Source organism: Ligilactobacillus agilis, assembly GCF_025311475.1.
Lineage (GTDB): Bacteria > Bacillota > Bacilli > Lactobacillales > Lactobacillaceae > Ligilactobacillus > Ligilactobacillus agilis.
Genome location: NZ_CP104397.1, coordinates 1,046,658 through 1,065,233 on the forward strand (window position 1 = coordinate 1,046,658; position 18,576 = coordinate 1,065,233).

Annotated in this window: 13 protein-coding genes and 1 CRISPR repeat array; all 13 genes read left to right on the forward strand. The window is 36.1% G+C overall.

Annotated elements, in window-relative coordinates; translation table 11 throughout:
* Nucleotides 1–100 precede the first annotated feature (100 nt).
* On the forward strand, nucleotides 101–1,789 hold the full coding sequence (locus tag N4597_RS05230; protein WP_260905129.1) for a type I-E CRISPR-associated protein Cse1/CasA: 1,689 nt from the start codon (nucleotides 101–103) through the stop codon (nucleotides 1,787–1,789).
* 18 nt (nucleotides 1,790–1,807) lie between these two features.
* On the forward strand, nucleotides 1,808–2,428 hold the full coding sequence (gene casB, locus N4597_RS05235) for a type I-E CRISPR-associated protein Cse2/CasB (protein ID WP_260905131.1): 621 nt from the start codon (nucleotides 1,808–1,810) through the stop codon (nucleotides 2,426–2,428).
* A 12-nt stretch (nucleotides 2,429–2,440) separates the two neighbouring features.
* Nucleotides 2,441–3,550, forward strand: a complete 1,110-nt coding sequence (gene cas7e, locus N4597_RS05240; protein WP_260905133.1) for a type I-E CRISPR-associated protein Cas7/Cse4/CasC — start codon at nucleotides 2,441–2,443, stop codon at nucleotides 3,548–3,550.
* Nucleotides 3,531–4,226, forward strand: a complete 696-nt coding sequence (cas5e, locus tag N4597_RS05245) for a type I-E CRISPR-associated protein Cas5/CasD (protein WP_260905135.1) — start codon at nucleotides 3,531–3,533, stop codon at nucleotides 4,224–4,226. The genes cas7e and cas5e overlap by 20 nt, the downstream gene beginning before the upstream one ends.
* 12 nt (nucleotides 4,227–4,238) lie before the next feature.
* Nucleotides 4,239–4,874, forward strand: a complete 636-nt coding sequence (cas6e, locus tag N4597_RS05250; RefSeq protein ID WP_260905137.1) for a type I-E CRISPR-associated protein Cas6/Cse3/CasE — start codon at nucleotides 4,239–4,241, stop codon at nucleotides 4,872–4,874.
* A 31-nt stretch (nucleotides 4,875–4,905) separates the two neighbouring features.
* Nucleotides 4,906–5,847 (forward strand): type I-E CRISPR-associated endonuclease Cas1e, encoded by a 942-nt coding sequence (cas1e, locus tag N4597_RS05255; RefSeq protein ID WP_204773968.1) that lies wholly within the window; start codon nucleotides 4,906–4,908, stop codon nucleotides 5,845–5,847.
* Complete coding sequence (gene cas2e, locus N4597_RS05260) at nucleotides 5,844–6,737, forward strand: type I-E CRISPR-associated endoribonuclease Cas2e (protein ID WP_260905141.1); 894 nt, start codon at nucleotides 5,844–5,846, stop codon at nucleotides 6,735–6,737. The genes cas1e and cas2e overlap by 4 nt, the downstream gene beginning before the upstream one ends.
* Nucleotides 6,738–6,766: 29 nt before the next feature.
* A CRISPR array of direct repeats spans nucleotides 6,767–7,406; the repeat unit is 28 nt; unit sequence CTTCTCCCCACACTGGTGGGGGTAATCC.
* Nucleotides 7,407–7,689: 283 nt separating this feature from the next.
* Nucleotides 7,690–9,279, forward strand: a complete 1,590-nt coding sequence (locus N4597_RS05265) for a hypothetical protein (protein WP_260905143.1) — start codon at nucleotides 7,690–7,692, stop codon at nucleotides 9,277–9,279.
* A gap of 7 nt (nucleotides 9,280–9,286) precedes the next feature.
* A complete protein-coding gene (locus N4597_RS05270; RefSeq protein WP_260905145.1) occupies nucleotides 9,287–11,161 on the forward strand; it encodes a hypothetical protein in 1,875 nt (624 codons plus the stop codon).
* Nucleotides 11,154–12,194 (forward strand): hypothetical protein, encoded by a 1,041-nt coding sequence (locus tag N4597_RS05275; protein ID WP_260905147.1) that lies wholly within the window; start codon nucleotides 11,154–11,156, stop codon nucleotides 12,192–12,194. The genes N4597_RS05270 and N4597_RS05275 overlap by 8 nt, the downstream gene beginning before the upstream one ends.
* Nucleotides 12,191–17,308 (forward strand): DEAD/DEAH box helicase, encoded by a 5,118-nt coding sequence (locus N4597_RS05280; RefSeq protein WP_260905149.1) that lies wholly within the window; start codon nucleotides 12,191–12,193, stop codon nucleotides 17,306–17,308. Before N4597_RS05275 ends, N4597_RS05280 begins: the two co-directional genes overlap by 4 nt.
* A 198-nt stretch (nucleotides 17,309–17,506) precedes the next feature.
* Nucleotides 17,507–17,848 carry an HIRAN domain-containing protein gene (locus tag N4597_RS05285; RefSeq protein ID WP_089143739.1) on the forward strand — a complete coding sequence of 114 codons (342 nt, stop codon included), beginning with the start codon at nucleotides 17,507–17,509 and terminating at the stop codon, nucleotides 17,846–17,848.
* A 55-nt stretch (nucleotides 17,849–17,903) separates the two neighbouring features.
* The gene (locus N4597_RS05290; protein WP_260905152.1) at nucleotides 17,904–18,530 is read left to right on the forward strand and encodes a hypothetical protein; all 627 of its coding nucleotides are present in this window, start codon (nucleotides 17,904–17,906) and stop codon (nucleotides 18,528–18,530) included.
* The last annotated feature ends 46 nt before the right edge of the window (nucleotides 18,531–18,576 follow it).

Consider the following 18,576-nt stretch of genomic DNA (forward strand, 5'->3'; position numbering starts at 1 on the left):
TAATATGTATTTGTGACCGTTTACAAAAAATATTTAAAGTGGAAATAACTTAACACAGACATAGTTAAGTTCTAACTTTCTCACATACTGAAGAAAGGGGATGAAAGTTGTGGTCAAACTAGACTTTAACCTGGTCACTAATCCTTGGATAAAAGTCGTGGATAGTCGAAGTAACAAAGAAAAGCTAGTATCTATGGCAGATTTGTTTAAAAATGCACAGAATTATCGAGATTCAGCTGGTGAAATGCATGTGCAAGACCTTGCTATTCTAAGAGCACCTTTACTGGCGATTTTAACCACCGTGTTTAGTCGTTTTGATGCAGAAGGTGAAGCTTATGATTGGTTAAACGTTGATGAAGAGACGTGGACGGCATCTTTAGCGGATGATGAAGTTGATATCGATGATGTACAAGAAGTCTTGCTAGAAACCTGGGAAAATATCTATCAAGATGGTAAATTTCCAGATAAAGTAGTTGAGTATCTTGATAAGTATAAAGACGGCTTTAATCTGTTTGGTGAAAATGCTTTTTATCAAGTCTCAAGTGATGTTTATGATCGGATGGTTCCAGCCAAAAACAAACTATCAACCGGAACGGGTAAGGTGGCTGTTAGACAGATTAATCGCTTGATTTCAGAAAGCGGTAATTCACCTGCTATTTTCTCACCCAAATCATCTTTAGGTAAGGATGAAATAACATTGCCCGAATTTGTTCGCTGGCTGATAACCTACCAAAACTTTGCAGAAGTTGGTGGTAACGTTCCTAAGATTAAAAAGGCCGGCTCCGGGGACAGCGGCTGGCTATATAACATTGATCCCGTGATAGTTAAAGGGAAAAACCTTTTTGAAACGTTGATGTTTAATCTGGTTCTAAGCCCTGAAGATAAGAAGGAAATTTTGCAGCACCCTTATTGGGAAGCAGATAAAATAACTTACTTTTCTAATAGAGCTAATAACACTCCACCAAATAATATCGCAGAATTATATACCAATGTGGCTAAGATGATGCATATTGATTGGAAAGATGGTAAGCCAACGATTTATGTCGCCAAACTAACCAAACCAGATACAACTAATGCCTTCATTGAACCAATGACCACCTGGGACTATAACTCCAAAAAGGCTAGTTATTATCCAAAGGTTAAGCAAAAAAAGCACTTAAGCGAGAGAATGTGGCGTAACTTCGGCTTTTATATAAAGAGTTCAAACGACGGTGACCATGAACCTGGAATAGTCAGATGGATAGATAAACTGAAAGAAGAAGACATCTTGCCAGAAGACATGTTGGTAAACTTAGAAACCATTAACTTTGTAAAGGCGGATACTAAAAATCAAGCTCCATACTTTGAAGTTTACGATAATATGAGCATCAATGCAGGCGTGCTGTTTGATAGAAATCAAGCAACGTTTTGGCCTAAAAGGATTGAAGATACAGTGACAATGACTAAAGATGTTGGCGATGCTTTTGAGGACTTTGCTAGTAAGTTGGGTAATTTAAGAGGATTGAGGGATGCACGAGAGTTTGAGAAAAAACTAAGCGCAGAATTTTATGATCAGCTCAATAAACCCTTTAATGATTGGTTAGCAAGTCTGCGTGCCGGACAGGAACCAGATAATGAGATTACAAGGTGGAAGAACACTCTAAAAAAAGAAGTTACAAAAGCCGGCAATCGTGTCTTGCAATCAGCGTCACCTAGGGATATTATCGGTCGGAAAGAAAGCAAAGAAGTAACAAACATTTTCACTCTATATAATCAAATGCAAAACAATGTTAGAAAACATCTTGAATAATGTAAGGAAGTGAATTAGGTGGAAAATGAAATCGCTGCAACAACAGCTCGAATTATTAACAAATTGTATGGCAATGGTGAACCGGACAAAGCAGTGTTGGCTAGTTTACGCGCCGCTGATACGATTGACAGCAAGCGTGCGCAAGCTGTTTGGCAGGTGCTATTTTCAGAAATGTCTGAAAAAGATATAAGCAATGACCCAACAGGCAGGCCGACTTACGCTGAAACAGCAATTTATACGGCACTACGGTGCTATGCAATTCATCAACAAGCGGTGGAAGATAGTGTCTATGCTCAATCATTTAGTAAAGATAAAACTAAAAATCCTGAAGGAGTAACATTCTTTAATGCATTAGCTGGATTAAGAACTAACGATGAAACTAGAGTGGCACTTGATAGAAGAATGCAAGCTCTTTTAGCAAGTAGAAATCTCGCCAACACAGTCAAGTCAATTACTCAGTTAACACGTATTTTAAAAGCGAATAATCGTACATTAAAAGTTGACTATGCTCAGTTAGCACAAGATTTATTCTTTTTTGAGACCAGTTTTAAAATGTCTAACAGGATATGTCTAAAGTGGGGCCAACAGTATTATAGGCAACCTTCTAAAAAAGTAAACAATAATGAAGATAAGGATTAGCGAGGTAGAAAAATGATTAATGATAATTTATATGTAGAAGCTCATGTTCTTCAACCTGTACCGTCGTCAAATATTAATCGGGATGACAGTGGCTCACCCAAGACAGCTATTTACGGTGGGGTACTTCGTTCACGTGTTTCATCTCAAAGTTGGAAACATGCTATGCGGATGGATTTCAGAGCAAACAGTGAAGGCGCTGATTGGCTTGAAAGCCACAGAACCAAGAGGATCGCCCATGTTTTGGCTACCAAGCTATCAGAAAAGGATCCTTCCTTAGATGAAGATATGGCATTATCCAAAGCTGTTGATGTTTTAAAAACAGCAGGGATTAAAGCTACTTCCAAGGACAAAAAGTCAGGTGAATACTTGACAGACGCTTTGTTTTTAATCAGTAATGGTGAATTGGAAAAATTAGCAGAATACGCTACTAATAATGAAAAGGATGATTGGGACAAGAAGGAACTTAAGGAAGTTATTAGTAGAAACCAATCATTGGATTTGGCTTTATTTGGTCGGATGATGGCAGGAAATTCAGAACTTAATGTAGATGCTTCGGCTCAAGTTGCACATGCTATTTCAACTCATGAAATTGTACCTGAATTTGATTTTTTCACAGGCCTTGATGATGACAAGCCAGAAAATCAAACAGGTTCATCTTTCTTGGAAGCTTTAGGATACAATTCATCAACGCTTTACCGCTACGCGAATGTTAATGTTAATGAGCTAGCTCACAATTTGGGCAGTGAATTAGCTGTTACGGGGGTTAAACAATTTATCAAAAGCTTTATCACTTCAATGCCTACGGGTAAACAAAACTCGTTTGCAAACAAGACCTTACCTCAATACGTTATGGTAACTGTTAGAAAGGATACACCTGTTAACTTAGTGTCTGCCTTCGAAGAACCGGTTAAGTCACGTAATGGATATGTAGAACCATCTATCGAGCATTTAGAAAATGAATTCAATGACTCGTTACAATTTGTTGAAGAACCATTGCTGACAGCAATTGTAACTAAGAAGCAAAATAAAATTGATAAAAAAGTCGCCAACTTAAACGAACTTCTTGAAAAGGTATCTGAGGTATTGAGAAAAGAGGTTGCGGATGAAAGTAATAACGATTAGATTAACCGCCCCATTTCAATCTTATGGTAATCAAGCGTCTTTTAATGTGCGTTCAACTAACTTGTTTCCAACTAAAAGTGCAATTGTGGGGATGGTTGCCGCTGCACTTGGTTATCGTAGGGAAGATACTAGGATTTCTAGTTTAAATGATTTGGCTTTTGCGGTGAGAATTGACCAAGTAGGGTCAACAACAACCGATTTTCAAATTGCGAAATACGATGCCAAGAAACCTGGAAAGCTTACTTACCGAGATAATTTACAGGATTATGTTTACGTAGTCGCCTTAGGCAGTGAAGATATAGATTTAATTGACAAAATCAATTTCACATTACATCATCCCAAATTCCAATTGTTTTTAGGCCGTCGTTCTAATCCGCCGGCAGGTGTTCTTAGGACTGAAACTTTTGAAGCAACCACACCAATAGAGGTTTTAAAAGACAAATTGCCTTGGCAAGCTTCCAAGTGGTATCAGAAGAAATATACTGAACCAAATTTTGAAGCGGAATTGTATGCAGATGCTAATCTTTTACCTGGAAATCCGAATTTTATGATGCAGGATATTGCGGAATCTTTTAATCCACGTAATCGACGCTTTAGCTATCGCAGTGTCGCAAAAGCTAGGGTGACTTTAGTTAATCCGCAATCACATGAGCATGATGTCTGGGAAGCTATGTAGAGGAGTGATAACATGTATTTATCTAGAGTAGAGATTGATACTCTTAATCGGCGAAAGATTAAAGATTTATATCATTTAGGTGCATATCATAATTGGGTTGAAACGAGCTTTCCCAGTGAGATTGAAAATGGTGAGAGATTACGGCACTTGTGGCGGATTGACCATTTGCGTGGCAAGGATTACCTGCTTGTTGTAAGTCCAGAAAAGCCAGATTTAGATATGCTAGGCAGATATGGGGTTGACGGTACGGCTCAAACCAAAGATTATAGCCCCTTCCTAGAAAAACTAAGAGAGGGACAGAAGTTAAGGTTTAGGTTGGTAGTAAATCCTGTATACCGGATGTTTATTTCTGAAAAAAATACGGTAGGTAAACTCCGTACAGTAGCACCAAGCAATCAAAAAGAATGGCTGTCAGAAAAGGCTAAGAAATTAGGATTTTTGCTTGAGAATAATAGTTTTGATGTTACAGGTCGCGAGTCATTAGCTTTGTACAAGAAAAATAATCGTCGTGTTAATTTAAGCAAGGCAACCTTTGAAGGTGTACTTACTGTTACAGATTTAGAAGAGTTCAAAAGGACGCTTACCCGAGGCATTGGTCGCGAAAAGGCATACGGTATGGGAATGTTAACGGTAATTCCTTTTGGTTAAAGATTAGTTTTCGTACGAAGGCGGTGATAAGATGCTGAAAAAAGCGGAACTACAAGAATTAGGGCGAGTAGGAGATAGAATCAGTTTCTTATACCTTGAACATGCAGTTATAAATCGGCAGGATAGCGCGATTAAAGTTATGGATAGTCGAGGAACTGTATTTATTCCTGCGGCCCTGGTAAACGTATTGTTACTGGGACCAGGAGTAGATGTGACACACAGAGCTATGGAGCTAATGGGTGATTGTGGATTATCGGTTGTATGGGTAGGAGAACACGGCGTTCGGCAATACGCTCATGGTAGAGCTTTGAATCACTCTTCATTACTGTTAGAGAAACAAGCAAAGCTAGTATCAAATAAGCGTTCACGGTTGGCGGTTGCTCGTAAGATGTATCAAATGAGATTTCCGGATGAGGATGTATCTAAGTTAACCATGGAATCTTTACGTGGCAAGGAAGGATCCAGGGTGCGCAAAGCGTATAGAGAGGAATCTAAAAGAACTGGCGTTGCCTGGAGTCACCGTGAATATAGAATTGATAATTTTGAGTCAGGAACTCCTATTAATAAAGCTTTAACTGCTGGTCACCAAGCTTTATATGGACTATGTTATAGTGTAATCTCTGCTTTGGGTGTTTCCCCAGGGTTAGGCTTTATTCATACAGGTAATGATTTATCATTTGTTTACGATTTTGCGGACCTTTATAAAGCACAATATTCAATTCCCATTGCCTTTGATATAGTTGCTAAATATGGCAATGATAAAGACATCTCAACATATACAAGACTCGCAATGAGAGACGTATTCAAGAAGAATAGGCTAGTTGTTAAGATGGTAGCTGATTTAAAGTATTTGTTAGACGCCGAAGATGATGTAGCGGATGGAAAGGTGATGAGCCTTTGGGATGATAAAGAAGGGCTAGTGGACTTTGGTGTACAGTATCATGAGTATAAAGATAAGGATGATGAAGAATGATTGTTATTACCTTATCTAAGGTGCCAAAAGCACTGCGTGGAGATTTAACTAAATGGTGTCAAGAAATCCAAACAGGTGTCTATGTTGGACGATTTAGCGCGCGTATTAGAGAACAACTGTGGATGCGTATTGAAAAAAATATAGGCAACGGTGAAGCTACCATGGTTTATAGCACTAATAATGAGTTGGGATATAATTTTAGGACAACTGTTTCTACCAAAAAAGTCGTTGACTTTGATGGGATTCCTTTATTAATGCAGGTGACACCTGAGAATGAAGAGATTAAGCATGGATTTAGCAACGCAGCTAAAATCCACCGTGCTAAGAAGGCACAAGAGAAATTGATTGTTAAAAAATCAGTAACAAGGGCGGTATATCCAGACATTGTAGCAATAGATATAGAAACAACTGGTTTAGATTGTACGCAGAATAGCATTATTTCAATCAGTGCCGTACGTAAAGTTAGTAAAGAGTATAAAACTTTTAATCGGTACATAAAAATCAGTACATCTATACCTGAAAATATTGTAAAATTAACGGGTATTACAGATACATTATTAGTCAACGAAGGTGTTGAACTGATAGATGGACTTAAGGATTTAATAAGTTTTTTAGGAAAATCAATTGTTGTGGGCTACAATGTTAGATTTGATTTTGATTTTTTACATGCTGCGTGCAAGCAAGCAGGCTTAGACTCACCCGCTAATCGAGTGGTTGACTTGGCAATGCTCGTAAAAAAGGATAATGAATTTTTAGATAATTATCGCTTTGCAACAGTTTTAAAAGAATATGAGATTGATAATGCTCATCCTCATAATTCTCTGTCCGATTCTATAGCGACTTACGAACTTGCAATCAAACTGATTGAAAATGGTTGCTTACGGATTTAAAAATACCGGTTTATCAACGTTTTTTTAGTCTTCTCCCCACACTGGTGGGGGTAATCCTATGTTTTTTCTTTTACGTCAGCCATATATAGACTTCTCCCCACACTGGTGGGGGTAATCCCTTTCTTAAAGCGAGAATCGGAGTCATCTTCCACTTCTCCCCACACTGGTGGGGGTAATCCTTGTTCTTCGATAGAGTCTACGATTTCGGGATATCTTCTCCCCACACTGGTGGGGGTAATCCCAAGCAAGCCCCCTTTTCTATATCCTTTTTATTCTTCTCCCCACACTGGTGGGGGTAATCCTTACCGATTGCAAGAGGGCAGTAACAATCACCACTTCTCCCCACACTGGTGGGGGTAATCCTAAGTTCCACAGACTCACCGCGCAAATATTTAACTTCTCCCCACACTGGTGGGGGTAATCCTGTCAGCTTCTAGCTTGGGACCAAACTTAGAGCCTTCTCCCCACACTGGTGGGGGTAATCCTTTGATTTCTTTGAAATGCTATTGCAATACCAACTTCTCCCCACACTGGTGGGGATAATCCCAACGTGCGGAATTGGGTCGGTGAAGCAGTCTTACTTCTCCCCACACTGGTGGGGGTAATCCTCAATTAGTTTGTTCATCTTGTTCACTCACTTTCTTCTCCCCACACTGGTGGGGGTAATTGTTGTCAATTCTTGGAAACGAACTTGGGGTGAAGCTTCTCACCACACTAGTGGGTAAGCACTCCATAATGAGACGTATGTAAATATTTTCCTAATCCCCCTATACTACTAACATGGACATAGTATAGGAGGATTTTTTATGGAGTGCTTACGTAGTATGTATGTTAATTTTTTAGATGTTTTCAGTAAGTATATACAAGTAAGAAGGAAATAAAGTAAAATAATAACGTAATAGGATGGTGAAAAATAATTTGTGATATATAGAATATTTTGAGGAGGAGTTCCATGGCGGAAAAGGCAACAAGAGGAACGTTAACACATGTTGTTCACTGGGAAGCAAAGTTAGGTTGGCAGCATATAGATGTAGAGGAAGCAGAAAAAATATATGATGGAAAAACAGTTAGAAGTAGTGAACAGGTTTTGATGTGTTCGCTTTGTCATGACTACGTAACTCTAACTAAGTCTAGTACTAAGCGTCCTGCATATTTTAAACACAAAAGAGCAGATCAAAAGTCCGTAGAAGAATGTCCAGATAGAAGAAATAAAGGGGCCAGTGGTCATACTAAGATTAGTCTTAGGGAGGCTAAATTACCATTACGTTTGGAAGAACACAATTCAAAGTACAGTCTAAAATTAGGGATTCTTCCTGAATATAGTAATATTGGTTTATCTGATGAAAGAATTATTATTACGACAGATAAGAGTTCAATTAAGCAGAAAATATCCTTAGAGAGTCTAGATTATGACAAGGTAACATATTTTGAATTAAGAGATGTGGCAGCTAAAGAGTATCATCTAAAATTTGAGAATGAAGACATTAATGATTATGGACTTCCACATAGTGCTTTAGGAGTAATTGATGGTGCCTTTTTTGATGAACAAACAAAAAGACGAATTCCGTTTAATGGCCAGGTTCAATTAGGAAAAGAATACTATTTTGCAATCTCAAAGAGTTCAAGCAAATACCAAGATTGGAAAAGGCTAAGGGGCGCAAAACATACCACTACTAAAGAGTTAGGAAATTTAAATAGAAATATACTTGTTTTTTCAATAAAAGCAAATAAATTAAATTTTGAAGTTGCAAGTTTCTTTTTCATCCTAGGTGTTAATCTGGTTAATAAATTAGACAAAGTTTATCCGATTTGGCCTGAGACTATTCGAAGTCAAGATAGATATTTTCCGAATTCAAATGAGTTAATCTTATATAATCCTAAAAAATATGGAATTGCACTTCAAGCAAGTCGCTCTGCAAATGCTGATATCGATGAAAATGTATTTGTGCCTGAACCATTGATTAGTAATGATAGAAGAAGAGCGCTAATTACGAGTAAAAATAGTTATATTACTGACTATGTTTTCTTATGGCAAGATGATACTAAGCTGACTAAAAGAAAGTCGGTTAAAAATGAAGTTACAGTTTATGATAGTGATCGTAACAGTGACAAGTATCAATTTGAAATCTATACATACAATGAGTTACCCAAAAAGAAATTAGTAATCGAATCAAAAAAACAGGAAATTTTAACTGTAATACTTTATGAGGCTAGTATACCTGTCGATATTAGAGAAGGTAGCAAGGTACGACTGCGGGATGATGAGATAAACCCGGGACAAGAAATTAGAATTTATGATGGTCTGGTATTATTAAAACGCTTGAAATTTGCAGATAATGACTCTGATCTAGACAATAAATTATATAAACAGCTACTAAGTGTACAAAATTCAGAAAAGATTAAGTTTAAAAGCAACATGGCTATTTGGGGGATAAAGCTTGTTGACTATCCCAAGTGTAGAAGGTGGTTACAGGAATGTAAAATAAAGAGAGAAATTCCTAGAGTAGCAGTTAAAATATTACAAAAAGAATTTAGGAGATAAATGTCCAATGATGATTTTAGGAAAAATAGTTCACCAAGATGGTGATGAAAGTCGTAAAAAAATAGAGTTTTTAGCTAAAGTATCAGAGGGAAGGTTAAAACCTACTTCAGGTTATCGAAACTTGAAAATGGGCTTTAAGAGCGAAGTTGGAGAAATACGGTTTGTGAGATTAAAAGGTGATGTATATTCTGCTAAGGATATACAAATTCCTACAATAATTATCGACACTAGGAATGATATTAAAAGAGTTTTAGCCGATTTGAGATATGAAAATACATTTTCATTGAAAAATGTAAGGTGGCTAATTGGTAGGTATCAAAATAGCATATTTAGCGGAGTCTTGCTTACCAATCAAGATATAAAGAAAACGCAAGCAGGTTTTACGCTTAATGAAGGGGTCGTTTCATTAGAGTCATATAGTATAACTCATGATGAAACGATAAGAATTTTAGTTGATGAAGATATGATGACTTTTGTTAGTCGGTTAGAATTACCGCCTAGCGAAGGTGTATACATGCCGTTTTCCTGGGAGGAAACTTTTACTAAGGCCCTAGCTAAGATTTTTTCTCGAAAAGAACTTATGAAGATTGGAGCAAAGACTAAAGAAAGTAGAAGAGTGATTCAAACTTTCATAAATAATTTAGATAGAACCTTGGTAGTTGACTATTTGGCAAATAAGCTTGAGGTAAGCACTTCTGAAATAATGCAAAAATTTGAGGAGTTTTTAAGAAATAAGCAAGATGAACTAGATTATAAAGATGCGGATAGTCAATTAATTATTGAGATTGCTAAGAATAGTGACTTACTAAGGAAAAGGATAACTTCAGAAATAGAAAAAGAGTGGGAACAAGAAAACAAAGAAAAAGTAGCTAAAAATTCAGAAGAGTTAGAAGCGCTGAGAAAAAAGAGGGATAATATTGAAAGTATAACTAAAATAAAACAAGAGCAGCTAGCAGAGATCAGAAAAGAAGTAGCGATAAAAACAAAGTTAAGTGAATCTTTAGAGCAAAGATTACAGACAGCCAAAGAAGACATAAGCGATTTTCGCGCACAGTATTTACTATTAAATGGAGATAGTAATAATCAGCCAACAAATTCAGAAGAAAAGTCCCTAGTAGGATATAGTGCTGGTGAAGAAATAAGTCTTAATAAGAAATCCGTGAAAGTAGCGAATGGTACTAAGTTAATTGAAAAACTTGCGGATGAATTTGTGGCTAATGGGATAGCGGATGATGATAATGCGTTAATATTAGCGGGGGCGTTATATGCAAGTTTACAGAGTAAAAAGCCGCTACTTTTAATTGGACCAATGGGGATAGAAGCTATAAATATATTATCTGCTTGTTTGTATAAACAAGTGGCAGATGAGCTTGACTGCAGCATTGATTACAACTCTACATTACTTGAATCCATTAAAAAAAGTAAGAACAAGATGCTAGTAGTAAAAGGATTCTTTGGAAGTGATTGGACTAGCAAAATAGGTGAAATATTAACTACGGATAAGGCGGCATTTTTTGTTCATCCCTATAAAGAAGAATTAATAATGGAAGCAAGGAGTATTTATTATTATTTAACTCCATTGTTGATGGACTTAGTTGTAGAAAATATAGTTAGTGTAAACTATGCGCAATTAACCAATTTGAAGCGTTCATCCACATATAAAGATATAAAAGTTGCAAGTAGTTTTATTGAAGATAACCTTGAACTCAGCTTACATCCGATTATGAAGAAAAATTTACAGCTACTAACAGAGATAGAATTTAGTGAAAATGAGGAGCTTTTACAAAAATTAGAGTTATCGTTGGCTTATTTAACAGAAAATAATGAATTCTTAGACGCTGTCGATGGCATGGATTTACTAAAAGGAATTTGGTATGAATGAAGTAGTAATTAGGAGAAAGATAAGATCTGATATCAGCAATAGACTGAAAATCGAAGAATTAGAAGATGAAAGTTTTGAACAATATGAATTTAGGTTAGTATATTCCTTTTTAGGAAAACTTCTTCTAGCTAATCTATGGAACCAAAGTGAAGAGGATTCAGAAGAGGGAATTTCGAAGGCTAGTTTAACAAGCATTTTGAGCGACACAATGGTAGGATATAGGGCATTATTTCCTACTATGAGTTCGGAGGGCTTTTTGCTAGATGAGAATGACCTTATAGATAAGATGCTAAATGATTATCTAGAAACTGGGTTTATAAAGAAAAAAAGCGGGAAATTTTGTCCGGTTCCATTTGAGCAAGCTACTAGTGAGAAGGTTACCTTTGTAAGAGGGGCTAGCGTAAAAGAGAAGGTAAACTTTTCGGGGTTAGGTACTTATTATGACGCTAACGAGAATGACAGCTCTATTTTTCCTAAAAGCGCGGAACAGCTTTTTATGTTACCTGAATATACATTAAAGCAACTTTATGATTACTTTAATAAACAGAATTTTTCGGAAAGCATTCCTAAAGAGATGTTGTTAAGTAACTCTGAATTTTTAGTAACGTGGCCTACTAAGGCTAACAAATGGTGGGATCATAATTTTTTAGGGAAAGATAAAAAATTAAATTTGATGAGAGTTGGTTCAGCTAAAGGAAAGCAATTATATTATTTGTTTAGAGGTACAAATTATGCGAAAGGTTTTCAACTTAGCTCTAAACTAAATCTAACAAATGAAAAAGGTTACTATATGATACGGCTAGCTTTATTGAATGAACGAGGGATGGTTCCAACAATAGAGTATGTAGATAAGGATAATTATGTAGAAATCAAATCAATATTTGAATTACCTAAGAGGGAGGCTGCTTTTCTTAGGGTTTATTCGTGGCCAATTTTGAATAGTGAAAGTTTGTTAATGGATAAAGGCGTTTTTAATGCTTGTAGAGTAATATTGGAAAGAATTGGATATATTATGAAGGAGGTATCTCAATGAAATATGGCGCTAGTAACATTCAACAAGAAATGAGGAATGATTTAAAAGGTTACATAAGGACACAGTATTTAGGAAAAACTCCTATTTTAGCTGAAAATTTAGAGAAGGAATTGTCACAAGAAGGCATTCTTTATAAAGAACCTTATATTGAATCTTCGCCTGCGTATAAAACAGTAGCGGGTGGTTTTAACCATGCTAAATTGCTTGATTGGGAGAAGGATTTTTTGTCTGAGCTAGCAGATAGAAATTTGGGAGTGTTTAAGCAACCCTTTGAGCATCAAGTTGAAGCCTTAGAAGCTTTTGAAGAGGGAAAAGATGTGTTCGTATCAACCGGTACAGGTTCTGGTAAAACGGAGTGCTTTTTATGGCCCTTATTAGTGAAGTTAGCAAAAGAGGCTAAGGATGGTAAAAGTTGGTCCAAAAGAGGGATTAGAACAATCGTAATGTATCCAATGAATGCCTTAGTGTCTGATCAGATTACACGATTAAGGAATATAATTGGAAAAGATGAGTTTGCTGAAATATTTTCGAAGTTAAATAACGACACTCGACGACCACAATTTGGAATGTATACAGGACGCACACCCTATCCAGGAGCTAAACCCAAAAAACAAGATGATATAGCTTTAGCGGAGAAACTTAAGGAATTAATTACAGGAGATAAGCAATACACTGAGAAGTTGCGAAAAGAAGGTAGAATTCCGGTTAAAGCCAATCTAGAAGAATTTATAAATAATTTGGAAAAGGGTAAACACATAACTGCTGCAGATGATGCTGAGTTAATAACTAGATTTGAAATGCAAGAAACAATTCCAGATATCCTAATTACAAACTATTCAATGCTAGAATATATGCTGTTCAGACCTAGAGAAGCAAAGTTTTGGAAAGAAACAACGGCTTGGCTTAATGAAGAAAAAGAAAATAAGTTACTTTTTGTTATTGACGAAGCTCATATGTATAAAGGTTCAGCCGGTGGTGAAGTTGCTTATTTAATTAGAAGATTTTTACATAAATTGCAAATCGACCGAGATAAAGTTCAATTTATCTTAACAACCGCAAGTATGCCTCAACATCACGAAGAAGAAATTTTGGATTTTGCTTGTAATTTAACTGCGGCTAATAATAGAGAATCTTTTAGTATGATTAGAGGTGTAAAAGAAGAATTACCTAAAGATAAATTAAATGATTTGCCAATAAATAAGTTACTAGAAATAAATCTTGAAGCATTTAACCAAGAAGATGATGTAGATATTTTGAAACAATTAAATAGTTTGTGGGGAGTGGATTTTGAGAATGTAGAGGCTGCACAAAATTGGCTGTATGAGAATTTATATAAATATCGACCTTTTAATCAATTATTTACACTTTGTCGCGGAAAAGCTGTATCTTTAGGTGATATTGCTAAAGAAATTTTTCCTGATGAGAATGAAGATAGAGCGATAACTGCAACTAACGTTCTTTTAGAAATAGCTACTTTAGCGAAAAATAACAAAGGGGATGTTTTATTTCCTGCTAGGATGCATATGCTTTTTAGAGGGATAAAAGGTGTATATGCTTGTTGTAACCCGCACTGTACTCGTGCTACTAAGGGAGGTGGAATAACTTTAGGAAGGTTGTTTGTTTCACAGGAGATAAAGCGGTGTCCCGATTGTAATAGTGTAGTCTACGAATTGTATTCGGATCGGCATTGTGGCGCGTTATTTTATCACGGGTATATAGCAACGGATGTACAGTCAGAGTTAGATAAAGAATATTTATGGCATAATCCCGGGAAGATTACCAGGGGAATGACTGGAACGGTAAAGGAAGTTAACTTATTTATTCCTTATGACGGATTTAACTCTAGGAAAATAAAAGGTGTAGCTCCGTGCTATCTTAATATAGAAAATGGGTATGTATATTTCAACGAAGACTATCCTGGAGAAAAATCATCTTACTTAAAATTATATTATGATACTAAAGCTACTAATAATATTAATAATGACTCAATTACATTTAGAAAATGTCCGCAATGTAGAAAAAATTTAGCTAGTGGAATAAATAATTTTGATACAAGGGGTAATCAAGCTTTTTATGAATTAGTCAAGTCGCAGTTTAACGCTGAACCTTTGGTAAAGAAAAGTGCGGAGCTCCCTAATCAAGGAAGAAAAGTACTGTTATTTTCCGATAGTCGGCAAAAAGCTGCTAAATTAGCTTTAGATATGTCAGAAACTTCTCAACGTGCTGCTACTCGACAACTGTTAGCTTTAGCGATAAAGTATTTGAATAATGAATCAACAGAGATAAGTTTAGATAATATTTACGGATACTATCTAAAGGCCGTTTATGAAAAGGGAACAAAAAACATTTTAGTAGATGATGATGATCGAAAGGAATATAGCAAAGTTACGAGAAAAATAGATAAAGGAAAAACACTTGATAAAAAATTCAAGTTAGATAAGGCCCCTGATTTTGTTAAAGAAAGTATTTTGCGCTTATACTGTAGTCCTTACAATAACTATTATGATACAGCTATTAGTTGGCTAGAACCGACTGGGGATAGTTTAGAGGATTTTATAGACAATCTAGAAGACGATGATATTGAAATTTCTTCAAATCATAAAAACTACTTGAAGGAAGTCCTAACTATTTGGATGATGCTAATATGTACTAATTACATGGCACTAGGTAGTTTTATCTCGGATACTTTGCGTTTAAAAATTAGCGAGTATGCAGATAAAGGATTGAAAGAAAGCGAGTTAGAAAATTTACCAGGGATTATTAGAGACGCATTGGAGAAAATAGAAATAGGAGAAGATAGTATAGAGGATTTCATAGATAATTTAAAAAATTGTTATCTTAGTAAGAGTTCCACTTGGGAGTGGTATTTGAGGTTAGACGTAATTAAACCTTGTCTAGATTTGGAGCACACTTGGTATTTCTGTAAGAAATGTCTTCAAGTTGTCCCTTTTAATATTGACAAAAAATGTCCATATTGCGAATTAGGAGAGTTACATGAATTATCGGATAAATTATTGGAGAATTTAGATTATTGGAGAAAACCAATAATAGCAGTTTTGACTAGCCAAAATGAAAAGGTAAGTTTGATTGATACCGAAGAGCATACAGCTCAGGTATCTAATAAAGATGTACGTGAAAAATATTGGTCTACCAGTGAAAACTATGAATTAAGGTTTCAAGATATCTTGAAGGATGGGGAAGATAGTGTTGATGTTTTAAGTAGCACTACAACAATGGAGGTTGGAATTGATATTGGTTCTTTAGTAGCAATTGGTTTGAGAAATGTTCCACCGACAAGGGAGAATTACCAGCAAAGGGCTGGACGAGCAGGAAGACGCGGAGCATCATTGTCTACAATTGTAACTTTCTGTGAGAATGGTCCACATGACTCACTTTACTTTAATGACCCTGTTCCAATGTTTGAAGGGGACCCTCGTGTACCATGGATTGATGTTCAAAGTGATAAGATTATTCAAAGACACCTCAATTTAGTTATATTATCTGAATATTTACTTGCAAAAGGAAGAAGTATCGATGCATTAAAAATTAATGATTTTATAGATGGCTATTATTCTGACTTTTTACACTATCTAGATTTATGGCAGGTAGAAAAATCGTCAATTTTGTTGAATGAAAAGTTTGATGAAGTTTCATTTAAATATAATCTGAAAAAGGATTTAAGAACTATTAAACAGCAGTTACAAAACCATCCAGAAATTTATAATATAGATAAACACAACAGCGGAAGAGATGTAAAAAAACTATTGGATGTAGTATATGAAGAAGGAACAATCCCATCCTATTCATTTCCCAAAAATGTGGTTAGCGCTTATTTAGGTGATAATGAAGTTGATAGAAGTTTAGATTTCGCTATTAGTGAGTATGCACCTGGTCGTACGGTTGTGGTTGATAAGAAAGTATATCAAATTGGAGGATTAAGAAGTTCCGCCAACGCCGATAGATCCTCTACAAGAAAATATTTAGCAGATAGTACACATGTAAAATCAGTTTACTCATGTGATAATTGCTCATGGTTTGGCTTAGAGGGTGATAGAGTAAAAGCAGGCGATAAGTGCTATTTTTGTGGCAAAGGTACGATTTCAAAAAGCGAGAAACCGATGATTAGACCATGGGGATTTGCTCCTAAAAATGGCACACAACTTTCTAGTAGTAATGTGAAAGAAGAGGTGACTTTTGCTCAAGAACCAATATACTCGACATTACCCAATAATGGTAAAGATATAAAAGTTGTGAATGACTATCAGCATTTAAAAATTGCTAACAGAAAAAATCAGCGCATCATTATGATGAATACCGGTGGTAATGGAAGAGGTTTTATGTTGTGTAAGGCTTGCGGAGCAAGTATGCCGGGAAATGATATCAAGGTCTTGCAGAATATTCAAGCTCCAGATAAAAAACGTTGTTCGCATCCGGAAATGATTAATGTCGACTTAGGATATGATTTTATTACAGATATGTTAGTTTTAGAATTTGAGTTTGACAGCAAAAAAATTAACACAAGCTACAATAACATATGGTACCATCGTGCCGGTGTTTCTCTAGCTGAAGCTATTAGGTTGGCTGCAGGTAAAATATTAGATATAGATTTTTCAGAATTAGTTACAGGGTGTCGTTATCGTAATGACAAACAGGGATGCTTTTTGGACGTATACCTATATGATGATTTACTGAGTGGCGCTGGGTACTCAAATAGCCTTTCAAAAATCATCGGACAGGTATTAGCTGAAGCTGAAAAGATATTGAAACAATGTAATTGTGATGATGCTTGCTATAATTGTTTAAAACATTATAGAAACCAATATGTTCACGGTGATTTAGATCGTAAAGCAGCTCTAGAATTGTTAGCATGGGGAAGAGATGGAGAAGTTGCAACAAGTATTCCTCAAAAACAACAATTAGAACTGTTAGAACCACTACGTGATATTTTGTTAGAACGCGGTTTGAAGTTAGACAACCTAAAAATCAATGATAAAGAAGTAGTAGTTTATCCAAGTATGAGATTGCCTGAAAAAGATGGGAAGCTTTATTTAAGTGAATATTTAATGAAATATGCTCTACCGTTAGCAGTTCAAGAAATAATTAGTAATTTTTAAAAAGTTGTGTCAAAGCTCTTATACAGATAGGCTTATTTCATAAATTCCATCTGCCTATTAAAGTGTTTTAGTAGGAAGGTGGTTTTTATTAAAATAAGATAGGGTTAGGGATGTTCCTAATGATTGTTGGTCGGTGGGGGATTTGCTAAAATAAAGATAAATAATTGTTCTTTTAAAAGCAGTTAGGAGGAAAAATAGATGGATAGTGTAAAGTATCAACCAAGCCGGCATATTATGGATTTTCATTTGGCAGGTTTTGCTTACTGTGATGGGTTAGATGTAATTGAGGAATTAAAGTTAGGGCAAACTGTCCAACTGGTCCGGGAAGAAGGTAATCCGCATGATCCTGACGCGGTGGCCATTCTTTACAAGGATACTAAGATTGGTTATGTTCCCGCTCAGTATAACGGTCTGTTTAGCACCTTGTTGTACTATGGCCACGGCGATATTTTAGAAGCTCGGATTCAGATGGTGAACTTAGAAAGCCACCCCGAACGCCAATTCCGGGTGGTGGTTAAGGTGACGGATGCTAGAAAGTAACGTGGCGGTTAATTGGAACAATCCAATATTTTTGCTAGAAATTTAGGAGAACCAGATGAAGAAGATAACAGGGTTGTATCATGAGTATTTGCCTAATATCAGTGGAATGGCAGGCTGGTATTATGATTACGACACTAACTTTTTAGATAGCAAGTCTAAAGCAGCACCATTCGCTAAGAAGTTGCTATTATTTCACGCAGAAACCCAAGAAATTTTTACAGTGTATGAAGCAAGTGAGCAGCAGGTAATTTCTAATTTTGCGGTCCCGGAGTACTATCAAGGTAACCTTTATTTTTTAGTCTTAGAAAAAGTAACTGAGCAAATCCTAATAATGAGTTATGAATTTGTTAGTCGGCAGGTAACAGAAGTAGCTCGGATTGCGACTGCGGGAATTAATTTTGCACGCCTAGCGTTTTATGTTGCTCCGGTTCTTTTAGCCGTTCAAGATGATTTAAATCACCGCGTAGAGATTTATTATCCGCAACGATTGAGTTTACCACTGGCAGAAGATGAGTCTTTTGAATGTCAAGAAGGCGAAAAATTTTACTTTTCCAAATGGTTAGCTGATGAGTCACTTGCACGCCGTAATGCTTACCTGGTGAGAGATGCGCAAGGAAAAACCATTGCTGAAGGAATCGGCCGGATTACTCGCTTTGAAAATGGAGAATTTATGATGATTTGATAGTTGCTGGCTGTACTGGAAACTATTTTTTCAGACTATCGTTTTA

Bases quoted from the DNA above. Each gene is read 5' to 3' on its own strand.
- N4597_RS05230 (WP_260905129.1), top strand. From the start codon at position 101: ATGAAAGTTGTGGTCAAACTAGACTTTAACCTGGTCACTAATCCTTGG.
- cas7e (WP_260905133.1), top strand. From the start codon at position 2,441: ATGATTAATGATAATTTATATGTAGAAGCTCATGTTCTTCAACCTGTA.
- cas5e (WP_260905135.1), top strand. From the start codon at position 3,531: ATGAAAGTAATAACGATTAGATTAACCGCCCCATTTCAATCTTATGGT.
- cas6e (WP_260905137.1), top strand. From the start codon at position 4,239: ATGTATTTATCTAGAGTAGAGATTGATACTCTTAATCGGCGAAAGATT.
- cas1e (WP_204773968.1), top strand. From the start codon at position 4,906: ATGCTGAAAAAAGCGGAACTACAAGAATTAGGGCGAGTAGGAGATAGA.
- cas2e (WP_260905141.1), top strand. From the start codon at position 5,844: ATGATTGTTATTACCTTATCTAAGGTGCCAAAAGCACTGCGTGGAGAT.
- N4597_RS05265 (WP_260905143.1), top strand. From the start codon at position 7,690: ATGGCGGAAAAGGCAACAAGAGGAACGTTAACACATGTTGTTCACTGG.
- N4597_RS05270 (WP_260905145.1), top strand. From the start codon at position 9,287: ATGATGATTTTAGGAAAAATAGTTCACCAAGATGGTGATGAAAGTCGT.
- N4597_RS05275 (WP_260905147.1), top strand. From the start codon at position 11,154: ATGAATGAAGTAGTAATTAGGAGAAAGATAAGATCTGATATCAGCAAT.
- N4597_RS05280 (WP_260905149.1), top strand. From the start codon at position 12,191: ATGAAATATGGCGCTAGTAACATTCAACAAGAAATGAGGAATGATTTA.
- N4597_RS05285 (WP_089143739.1), top strand. From the start codon at position 17,507: ATGGATAGTGTAAAGTATCAACCAAGCCGGCATATTATGGATTTTCAT.
- N4597_RS05290 (WP_260905152.1), top strand. From the start codon at position 17,904: ATGAAGAAGATAACAGGGTTGTATCATGAGTATTTGCCTAATATCAGT.